The sequence below is a fragment of the Paenibacillus sp. sgz302114 genome, from assembly GCF_056120345.1.
In genome coordinates, this window is the sequence record NZ_JBVYOI010000017.1 from 72,397 (window position 1) to 82,137 (window position 9,741).

General features: G+C 54.3%; 9 protein-coding genes. 7 read left to right on the forward strand and 2 right to left on the reverse strand.

Annotated features, from left to right (window positions below):
- Positions 1 to 129: 129 nt before the first annotated feature.
- The 3 genes from gabT to rpoN are packed head-to-tail and all read left to right on the forward strand — an operon-like array spanning position 130 to position 4,306.
- Positions 130 to 1,491: a 4-aminobutyrate--2-oxoglutarate transaminase gene (gene gabT / locus AC0LWF_RS25435; RefSeq protein WP_474654333.1), complete on the forward strand. Its 1,362-nt coding sequence runs from the start codon at positions 130 to 132 to the stop codon at positions 1,489 to 1,491.
- Complete coding sequence (locus AC0LWF_RS25440) at positions 1,454 to 2,929, forward strand: aldehyde dehydrogenase family protein (protein ID WP_474654334.1); 1,476 nt, start codon at positions 1,454 to 1,456, stop codon at positions 2,927 to 2,929. Before gabT ends, AC0LWF_RS25440 begins: the two co-directional genes overlap by 38 nt.
- Before the next feature lie 57 nt (positions 2,930 to 2,986).
- Entirely contained in the window at positions 2,987 to 4,306 is a 1,320-nt protein-coding gene (rpoN, locus tag AC0LWF_RS25445) for an RNA polymerase factor sigma-54 (RefSeq protein WP_474654335.1), read from the forward strand.
- Here the strand turns inward: rpoN and ablB are convergent.
- The gene (gene ablB / locus AC0LWF_RS25450) at positions 4,287 to 5,168 is read right to left on the reverse strand and encodes a putative beta-lysine N-acetyltransferase (protein ID WP_474654336.1); all 882 of its coding nucleotides are present in this window, start codon (positions 5,166 to 5,168) and stop codon (positions 4,287 to 4,289) included. The two genes, rpoN and ablB, sit on opposite strands and share 20 nt — an antisense overlap.
- A gap of 184 nt (positions 5,169 to 5,352) precedes the next feature.
- Here ablB and AC0LWF_RS25455 point away from each other — a divergent pair, with 184 nt between their 5' ends.
- Genes AC0LWF_RS25455 through AC0LWF_RS25470 form a run of 4 tightly spaced genes read left to right on the forward strand, consistent with a single transcriptional unit; the run spans position 5,353 to position 9,305 of the window.
- Positions 5,353 to 6,690, forward strand: a complete 1,338-nt coding sequence (locus tag AC0LWF_RS25455) for an aspartate aminotransferase family protein (protein ID WP_474654337.1) — start codon at positions 5,353 to 5,355, stop codon at positions 6,688 to 6,690.
- Positions 6,687 to 7,406, forward strand: coding sequence for a CoA transferase subunit A (locus AC0LWF_RS25460; protein ID WP_474654338.1), 720 nt, complete (start codon positions 6,687 to 6,689; stop codon positions 7,404 to 7,406). The genes AC0LWF_RS25455 and AC0LWF_RS25460 overlap by 4 nt, the downstream gene beginning before the upstream one ends.
- A complete protein-coding gene (locus AC0LWF_RS25465; protein WP_474654339.1) occupies positions 7,349 to 8,011 on the forward strand; it encodes a 3-oxoacid CoA-transferase subunit B in 663 nt (220 codons plus the stop codon). Before AC0LWF_RS25460 ends, AC0LWF_RS25465 begins: the two co-directional genes overlap by 58 nt.
- Before the next feature lie 31 nt (positions 8,012 to 8,042).
- Positions 8,043 to 9,305 (forward strand): peptidase, encoded by a 1,263-nt coding sequence (locus AC0LWF_RS25470; protein WP_474654340.1) that lies wholly within the window; start codon positions 8,043 to 8,045, stop codon positions 9,303 to 9,305.
- A gap of 343 nt (positions 9,306 to 9,648) precedes the next feature.
- Here AC0LWF_RS25470 and AC0LWF_RS25475 read toward each other — a convergent pair.
- Positions 9,649 to 9,741: IS3 family transposase (locus AC0LWF_RS25475; RefSeq protein WP_474654169.1), on the reverse strand; the 93-nt coding region annotated here is incomplete at its 5' end.

Here is a 9,741-nt window from a genome sequence, read left to right on the forward strand (position 1 = left end):
TGAAAAATAGGCGCACGGGCCAATTTATGGTAGGAGACATACTGCGTGAAGCGGTGGCATGAATCTTGCTTCAATTCTAGGCAGGTGAAGGTGAACGAGAGACAAGATTATGTATAGAGGAGTGAGACGATGGAGTCTGGGCCAAAACGCCAGTTTGTGTCGGTGTCCGAAGACTTTCCCGGACCTGCTGCGAGGAAACTGTTGGAGTCAAGACGGCAATATGTGCCGCAGGGACTGTCGAATACAACACCGATCTTCGTGCAGAAGTCGCAGGGAGCGCTCGTTACGGATGTAGATGGCAATGTGTTTCTTGATTTTGCCGGAGCGATCGGCTCGCTCAATGTGGGGCATTGTCCGGCGGAGGTGGTCGAAGCGCTACAGCGGCAAGCGGAGCAATACATTCATAGCTGCTTCCATGTAGCGATGTATGAGCCTTATATCAAGCTGGCGGAGAAGCTGGCTGCGATCACCCCAGGCAGCTTCGCAAAGAAGACGATTCTGCTCAATAGTGGAGCTGAAGCGGTCGAGAATGCAGTGAAGATTGCGCGGAAGTATACAGGGAAACCTGGGATTGTCTCGTTCTCCCGCGGATTTCATGGCCGGACGCTGCTCGGCATGTCGCTTACGAGCAAAGTGAAGCCGTATAAGTTCCAGATGGGTCCATATGCGCCAGCTACGTATAAAGCGATGTATCCTTATCCTCTTTATCGGCCCACAGGGATGACTGAAGAGGCTTATGCAAGCTTCTGTGTGGAGCAATTCGAGCAGTTTCTGCTCACAGAAGCGGCGCCCGAGGAGCTGGCTGCTGTTATTATGGAACCCGTGCAAGGCGAGGGCGGGTTCATCATTCCGCCAATTTCTTATGTGCAAGGGATCTTTGAGATTTGCCGAAAGAACGGTATTCTGTTTATTAGCGATGAAATCCAGACTGGCTTCGGCCGGACAGGGACGATGTTCGCGTCGACGCAGTTCGGTATTGAACCGGATCTGATTACGATGTCCAAGTCACTCGCGGCAGGAGTGCCGATTAGCGCTGTAACGGGCCGAGCTGAAATCATGGATGCGCCGAGTACAGGCGAGATCGGCGGTACTTACGGAGGCAGCCCGCTCGGCTGCGTCGCGGCGCTTGCAGTTATTGAACTAATCGAGCGCGAACGATTGAGCGAGCGGGCGGTGCAGATTGGAGAGCAGATCCGCAGCTTCTTCGAGGCGTTACGTCAGCATTATCCGATGATCGCCGAGGTTCGTGGACTTGGGGCGATGTGTGCGCTCGAATTCACGGACCCAGCAACCGGCGAGCCGCTGAAGGGGTTTGTCGCGAAGCTGGTGAAAGCTTGCTATGAATCCGGCGTAATCGTACTGAGTGCAGGTATTTATAGCAATGTGCTCCGATTTCTGACACCGCTCGTGATGACGGATGAACAGCTCCATGAAGGGCTGCAAATTATAAGCGATGCGATCACATCCACAGCTGCAATCGAAACGTACTAAAGGGGGAACAGCAAAGGTGAAGAAACAACTATTCATCGGGGGACAATGGGTGGAGTCAGGGGCGTATGCACCACTTTATTCCCCTTACTCAGGCGTGCTGCTTGCCGATATCCCGCTGGCAACGAAAGAAGAGACTGAGCGTGCAATCGCAGCTGCCTATGAAGCGAGGGCGGTCATGGCGAGCATGCCTGCGCACAAACGCGCAGCCATTCTGGAGAAGCTCAGCCTGCTGCTCGCTGAGCGTGCGGATGAGGCGGCCAGCCTTATCTCTCTTGAAGCGGCGAAGCCCATCAAGGCGGCACGAACGGAAGTGGATCGGACGATCCAGACGTATAAATTCGCAGCGGAGGAAGCGAAGCGGGTAACGGGCGAGATGATTCCGCTCGATGCCGCGCCTGGTGGCGAAGGCAGGATCGCGTATACGATGAGGGAGCCGCTTGGCGTCATCGGCGCCATTACACCGTTTAACTTCCCGATGAATCTGGTTGCCCACAAGGTCGGGCCGGCGATCGCATCGGGCAATACGATCGTGCTGAAGCCGGCTTCACAGACGCCGCTCTCGGCATATTTCCTCGCAGAGCTGCTTGAGGAAGCGGGGCTTCCAGCTGGCGCGCTCAATGTGATCACCGGCTCAGGCGCCGTCATTGGCGATGTGATCGTACAGGATGAGCGCGTGAAAGCAATCTCGTTCACAGGCAGTCCGAACGTTGGCATTGGCATACGTAATCGGGCGGGACTCAAGCGGGTAGCGCTTGAGCTTGGATCGAACTCTGCGCTTATCGTTGATAATGAGGTGCCGCTTACGAAGCTCATTCCGCGCTGCGTTCATGGTGCTTTTGCCTATCAGGGCCAAGTTTGTATCTCGCTTCAGCGCATCTATGTGCACACTGAGATTTTTGAGCAGTTCGTAGAGCAGTTCACCGCAGCAGCCAGCGGGCTCAAGCTTGGTGATCCGCTCGATCCGAATACCGATCTGTCGTCGATGATTACGAAGCAGGATACGACAAGAGCGCTAGCATGGATAGAAGAAGCCGTTCATCAAGGCGCGCAGCTGGCATGTGGAGGAACGACCACGAATGGTATGGTACTGCCGACCGTGTTGCTCGAAGTCGACCGAACGGCTAAAGTGTCCTGCGAAGAAGTGTTCGCTCCGATTGTCATCATTAACCGCATCCAGGATGTCGGTGAAGGAATCGCGCTTATCAACGACTCGCGTTACGGGCTGCATGCAGGCATTTACACGAATAACATTCATACGGCTTTTGAAGCGGTGGAGAAGCTGCATGTCGGCGGCGTTCTCATCAACGACATTCCAACGTTCCGGGTTGATCATATGCCGTATGGCGGGGTGAAGGAGAGCGGCATCGGCCGTGAAGGCGTGAAGTATGCGATCGAAGAAATGACGGAGCTGAAAACCGTTATTATTAATCGGACCTAGCTGTAGGCGAATACAATATAAGGATCGAGCAAGAGCCACATGAGGCAGGTGATCTTTATGCGACGTACTAACGGCGGGTTTGGAATGCTACAGCAGCAGCGTACGAAGCTGCATATGACGCCACAGCTTCAGCAGGCGGTGAAGATATTGCAGATGCCAGCGCATGAGCTGAGGACTTTTATTAATCAACAGCTGGAAGACAATCCGCTGCTTGAGCAAGCGGATTGGCCCGCGGACGCTGGCATACGCGTCGGAAGTTCCCGAAGCAGCAGCGACTATGATAGCTTGCAGCATGCCCCGGGACCTTCGGAAACGCTTGAGCAGCATTTGCTTGAGCAGCTGAATGTAGACCTGGATGAGTCGGAAGAGCTGAAGCGAATCGTTCGTTATCTGATTGGGAATTTAGATGCCAGCGGCTATTTGACCTTGGAAATCCAGCAGCTTGCAGAGCAGCTTGAGGTCGATCAGGTATTAGTGGATCAGGCGTTTCAAATTCTGAGAAAGCTTGAACCAGCTGGGGTGGGAGCGAGAAGCTTGTCCGAATGTTTGAAATTGCAGGCAGAAAGGCTGCCCGAATGCCATCCGCTGCTCATGCAATTAATCGAGGATTTTCTCGAGGACGTGGCTGACTTACGTATCCATAAGCTGAAGCAACGGTTAAAAGCGAGCGAGGCCGATATTACCGCTGCAATTGCACAGCTCAAGACGCTGCAGCCGAGACCTGGAGCTGCATTTCAAGCGGGAACGCCCGGGTATGTCGTACCCGATGTAATCGTTCGTTCAGCTGGTGAGGAGGGGCAGTTTGCAGTGAGGCTGCATGATGCGGCGTTCCCGCGCTTGCATATCAACGCGGAGTACGAACGGCTGGCTCTGAACGCGTATCGAACGGAGGAAACGGGTGTTTTTCTCCATACGAGGAGGAGTGCCGCCGCCTATCTCATTCGCTGTCTGGAGCAAAGGCAGGCGACACTTCTTCGCGTTACTCGCGCAATTGTTGAAGAACAGGCAGCGTTCTTCCGATTCGGCCCGGCGCAGCTGAGGCCAATGACGCTGCTCGATATCGCCGATAAGCTGGGGCTGCACGAATCGACGATTAGCCGAGCGGTATCCGGCAAGTTCGCACTGACAACGTGGGGAACGTATGAGCTTGGCTTTTTCTTCCCGACAGGTTTCAATAAAGGGTTTGATGATGCCATATCGGCTGAATCGGTCAAAGCACGCTTGAGGGAGCTGATCCGTACGGAAGGCGATTCACCTTATTCGGACCAGCAGCTGGCAGATGCATTAGCTCAGGATGGGATTCCGATCTCGCGCCGAACGGTGACGAAGTACCGGGAGTCGCTCGGCATCGCTTCTTCTATTCACCGGAAACGGTAAGCTGCTTGCACCACATATTCATATCCTCGAATTTATCGTAAATATCGCAGTTCTTGGTTAATCTGCCGTTATATTCGTAGCCGAGCTGGAACAGAGCCGCATTCATGCCAAAAGACAGCGCGCGCGATAACGAGTAGAGAGCGAGAATGTTACGCTTACGCAGATCCTCCTCAAGCGATTGAATTAGCAGCCGCATTAAGCCTTTGCCCCGGTAAGCGGGAAGCGTGACGCAGTCCGTAATCTCTGCATTGTGATAGACCGAATTAATCTCCGCAGACGAAGCGCTGATTAGCTTGCCGTCGTCCACAACGACGTAGAATACCGTTCCCTCATCCATCACATGCCGAATGTACGCCGGGTCATTCATTGGCGTCGGGTAGGTTTGGAACACTTGGCCATACAAGGCTGCGAGCTCGTCAGCATCAGCTGGGGCCGCAAGTCGGAGTACGAATGGCACAGGCACCATATCGCGCTCAGGTTTCTTTTGAAGAGCCAGCACTTGCTTTAGAATCAGATCCTCTTCCATCCAATAGTCGCTCGTTCTCCGCTCCAAGTCTGTATAATAAGCCATGCTATAGGCGTCACTTCCGTGAAAATATCCCTTGAAAATCCCTTCCAGCATAAATCCTCGTGACAGGAATGCCATCCAGTCTTCTTCGCGCGCTTTAATAAATATCTTCGTAAAAGCATGCTCCTGCGCTACTTCGGCGGCACGGCGGCATACCAATTCGGCTTCGCCTGTATAGTCATCGATGCGCAGACGTTTGTTGAAGAAATCAAGAAAGAGCAGGAGCGACAATCCTTCATCTCCATTTTCAGTAACTACGCTGTAATAGCGGTTCGTGTTCGGTTCATTAGACATATAATCGTCCTCCAATCAATCGGCTGCAGCTTATTTCGAAGCAAGTTTGATACCAACTTTGGAGCTAGTGTGAGAACGCCAGACTCCGAGTGAGAATGCAATATAATTTGGCAGTTCCATGCTTGCAGTGCCAGAACTTTGGCACAGGTAACCCTGCTTGATTATACATGGGAGGCGGCTCACGATGAAACGGGAACATCTCATTAAGCCACTGCTGCACCATCATTATCCCACGATTTCATATGGGAAAGGCGTGTTCTTGTATGACGATCAAGGTAACGCCTATCTGGACGCTTCTTCAGGTGCAGTAACGGCCGGCATCGGCCATGGCGTGCAGGAAATTGCCGATGCGATGCAGGAGCAGGCGAGCAAGGTATCGTTCGTGTATCGCTCACAGTTTACAAGTGAACCGGCGGAGGAGCTTGCGAAGCGGCTTAGTGATTTAGCACCCGGGCACGATTATTGGTCGTTCTTCGTAAACAGCGGCTCGGAGGCGACTGAAACGGCGATGAAAATCGCGATCCAGCATTGGCAGGAGAAAGGGAGGCCGAGCAAATATAAGGTGCTGTCTAGGCGAATGAGCTATCACGGCATTACGCTCGGCGCACTATCCATGTCCGGGCATTTCACGAGGCGAAGGCGATTCGTTCCGCTGCTCGAGGACTTTCCTCTCGTAGCGCCACCTTACTGCTACCGCTGTCCGCTGCAGCTCGATCCGTCCGCATGCGGTCAAGCCTGTGCGAATGATCTGGAGACAGTGATCAAAAGAATCGGTTCCGAGCATATCGCCGCCTTCATCGCTGAGCCGGTTATTGGCGCTGCAGGGGGAGCGGTTGTGCCGCCGGACGGCTACTATGAGCGCATTATGGAAATTTGCAGGCATCATGAAATTTTATTCATCGCCGATGAAGTCATGACCGGAATCGCTCGAACCGGCACAATGTTCGGGATGGAGCAATGGGGCGTTCAGCCGGATATCATTGCACTGGGCAAAGGGCTGAGCGCTGGTTATACGCCGGTGGCTGCGACGCTTGCCAAGGATCATGTGCTGGAGCCGATTCTGAACGGCTCGAAGCTTGTCATGTCTGGCCACACCTACAGCGCAAATCCGCTGTCGGCCGCGGTGGCGCTCGCCGTTCTCGATTATATCGAAGAGCAGCAGCTTGTGGAAGCTGCGCGGGTGAAAGGACAATACCTGCTAGCTGCATTGTCAAAGCTGGCTGCGGACCGCGAAATCGTCGGCGATGTGCGCGGCAAAGGGCTGCTGCTCGGGCTAGAGTTCGTCGCGGATCGGCGGACGAAGGAGCCTTTTCCTGCAAGTGCAGCGATTACGACGCGGATGGTCGAGCGAGCGTTCAACAAAGGCTTGCTGATTTATCCTGCGGCGGGCGGCGTGGACGGCGAAGGCGATGCGATTATCATCGCGCCTCCGTTTACGATCAGCACAGAGGAGATGGATCTGCTTGTAGAACGGCTTAGTGAAGCCATTGCGGATGTAAGTCAGGAGGTGCTCGGCGGATGAACAAACAGCGATCGCTCGAGGAAGCGCTGAGCTGGATAACAGACGGCTGCACGCTCATGTATGGCGGCTTCGGGGGCATCGGCACACCGCCGACGCTCATTGAAGGGATTCTCGATAAAGGCGTGAGAGAGCTTACGCTCATCGGCAATGATACGGGCTTCCCGTGGATCGGCATCGGTCGGTTGGTTACCGAAGGCCGAGTTCGTAAAGTTATCACTTCACACATAGGTTCCAATCCGAATGCAGGGCGGATGATGGAGGATGGGCGGATGGAAATTATTTTCTATCCGCAGGGGACGCTCGCGGAGAAGATTCGGGCGGGCGGCGTCGGGCTCGGCGGCATTCTCGTCGATGTCGGGATGGGAACGCCGGTTGCAGAAGGCAAGGAGACGGTCGTTATTGAAGGCAGGACGTACTTGGTCGAGCCGGCTTTAACGGCGGACGTTGCAATTGTTCATGCTAGCAAAGCAGATCCGTACGGCAATCTGGTCTATGACAAAAGCGGGCGCAACTTCAATCCGCTCGTCGCGATGGCTGGTGAGCGGACCATCGCCGAAGCGGATGAACTCGTACCATTAGGCAGCCTTGATCCAGAGCTGATCGTTACGCCTGGCATCTTCGTCAATGCGGTCATCGCAGGCAAAGGGGTGAACTGGCAGTGGGTATGGGAGAAACGAGTCGCGACCGAATCGCAAGAAGGGCCGCCGCAGAGCTGAAGGATGGCATGGTCGTAAACCTTGGCATAGGCATTCCAACGCGTGTGGCTGATTTTATCGGAGAAGGCATTGAAGTGACTTTTCATGCAGAGAATGGCATTCTTGGCGCGGGACCGAGCCCGGCTCCAGGTGAAGAGGACGGATTCCTGTGCAATGCTGGTGGCTATCCTGTAACGATTGTCGAAGGCGCTTCGTATTGCGATAGTGCCATTGCGTTCGCGATGATTCGCAGAGGCTGCATTGATATGACGGTGCTCGGTGCGCTGGAAGTGAGCGAGCGAGGCGATCTCGCGAATTGGATCGTACCCGGCAAGCGGGCGGCGGGGATCGGCGGCGCGATGGAGCTTGCGCAGAAGGCGAAGAAGGTGGTCGCGCTTATGAATCATGTGAATCGGGACGGCGCGCCTAAGATCAAGAAGCAGTGCGAGCTGCCGCTCACTGCTCCTGCGTGCGTCGATCTAATTATTACGGATATGGCGGTCATGGAGGTAACGGCTGACGGACTTCTTTTGCGGGAAATCATGTTGCCTTATACGCTCGAAGAGGTAGTCCGCTGCACAGAAGCGAGCCTTACATTGCCTGAGCAAATTCTCTATATTCCATAAGGGTTGACCGCATTGCATGGGAGGGAGCAGCATGAGCTGGAAAGCACAAATAAATGAATGGCTGGAGCATCATCGCGAAGAAGGAACTCGCTTACTGCAAAGCTTGGTTCGAATGCCGAGCACGCAGGGCAATGAGCAGCAGGCGCAGATGCTAATCGCCGGCAAGCTATACGATTTGAGTCTTGAGGTTGAGCTGTGGGAACCGGATGGAGAGCTGCTGGAGAAGCATCCGTATTTCTACTCGCCGCGCAGTAAATTCACCGGAAGTCCGAACGTCGTTGGGGTTCTCAGGGGGAGCGGCGGAGGGCGGTCCATTCTGCTCAATGGGCATATGGACGTCGTGCCGGAAGGAGATGTGAAGCAGTGGGCCAGTCATCCCTTCAGCGGTGATGTGGCGGATGGCAAGCTGTATGGTCGCGGCGCTTCGGATATGAAGGGCGGCAATGTCGCGCTGCTGCTCGCCATTGAAGCGATTAGGGAGCTAGGCATTCAGCTGAAAGGCGACGTTATCTTCCAAAGCGTAGTCGAAGAGGAGAGTGGAGGCGCCGGGACGCTCGCTGCTATCTTGAAGGGATATAAGGCTGACGCGGCGCTCATCCCAGAGCCGACGAATATGCGGATATTCCCGAAACAGCAAGGTTCGATGTGGTTTCGGATTCATGTAAAGGGCCGCTCCGCACATGGCGGAACGCGGTATGAAGGTGTCAGCGCGATCGAGAAATGCATGATTGTCGTGTCGGAGCTGCTTGAGCTTGAACGCGTGCGGAACGCGCGAATTAACGATCCGCTGTTTGCGAACAATCCGATACCGATACCGATTAATATCGGGACGATCAACGGAGGCAGCTGGCCTTCTTCCGTGCCAGATATCGTGACGATTGAAGGGCGGATCGGCGTAGCGCCAGAGGAAAGCATGGACGCCGTGAAAGCGGAGCTCGCTGCGTGGATGGATCGGCTGCAGGCGCAGGATGAATGGTTCGCGGTTTCGCCGCCGAGGCTCGAATGGTTCGGCGCTCGCTGGGTACCGGGCAACGTCGATGTCCGTCACGAGCTGATACGGGTTCTGACAGAGCAATATGAAGCGGTGCTCGGGAGCAAGCCGGCAATTGAGGCATCCCCGTGGGGAACGGACGGCGGACTGCTCACCGTGGTCGGCGATACGCCGTGCATCGTGTTCGGTCCGGGCTTAACGCAGACGGCCCACTACCCGAATGAGCATATCGTGCTCGAAGACATGTTCCGCACTGCCGAGATTATTGCGCTTACCATAATTGAGTGGTGCGAGGTGGTCTGATCAGGAATCGCGCACCCGCACCCGCACCCGCACCCACCAAAGCTAACGGTTGTCAGATAGGCTATCTCGTCTCAAACGGCCATTTTGGAATTTTAACGGTTGTCAGCAGCGTTATTTGGTGATATCGGCATCGAAAGCCTCCGATTATGGCCTAATAACCTCTCTAGCAACCGTTAAATTGGTAGAATGACTATTTGTGAGCTAATAAGCGCTGTGGCAACCGTTAGAAGTTGGAGGTTTTGAATAGGGTTCTGAATAAACAATCGTTTATTTACAATCAAAAGCCTTACTTCCATAGGGACTGACCCCTGTTTGTGAGACAGGGATCAAAACACCTTTCAAGTTAAGCAGCCAGTCGTCGGAATTCAACCGGCGACTGGTTATTTAGTTTCGTCTGAATACGAATTGAGTTATAGTAGTGAATATATTCTCGAAC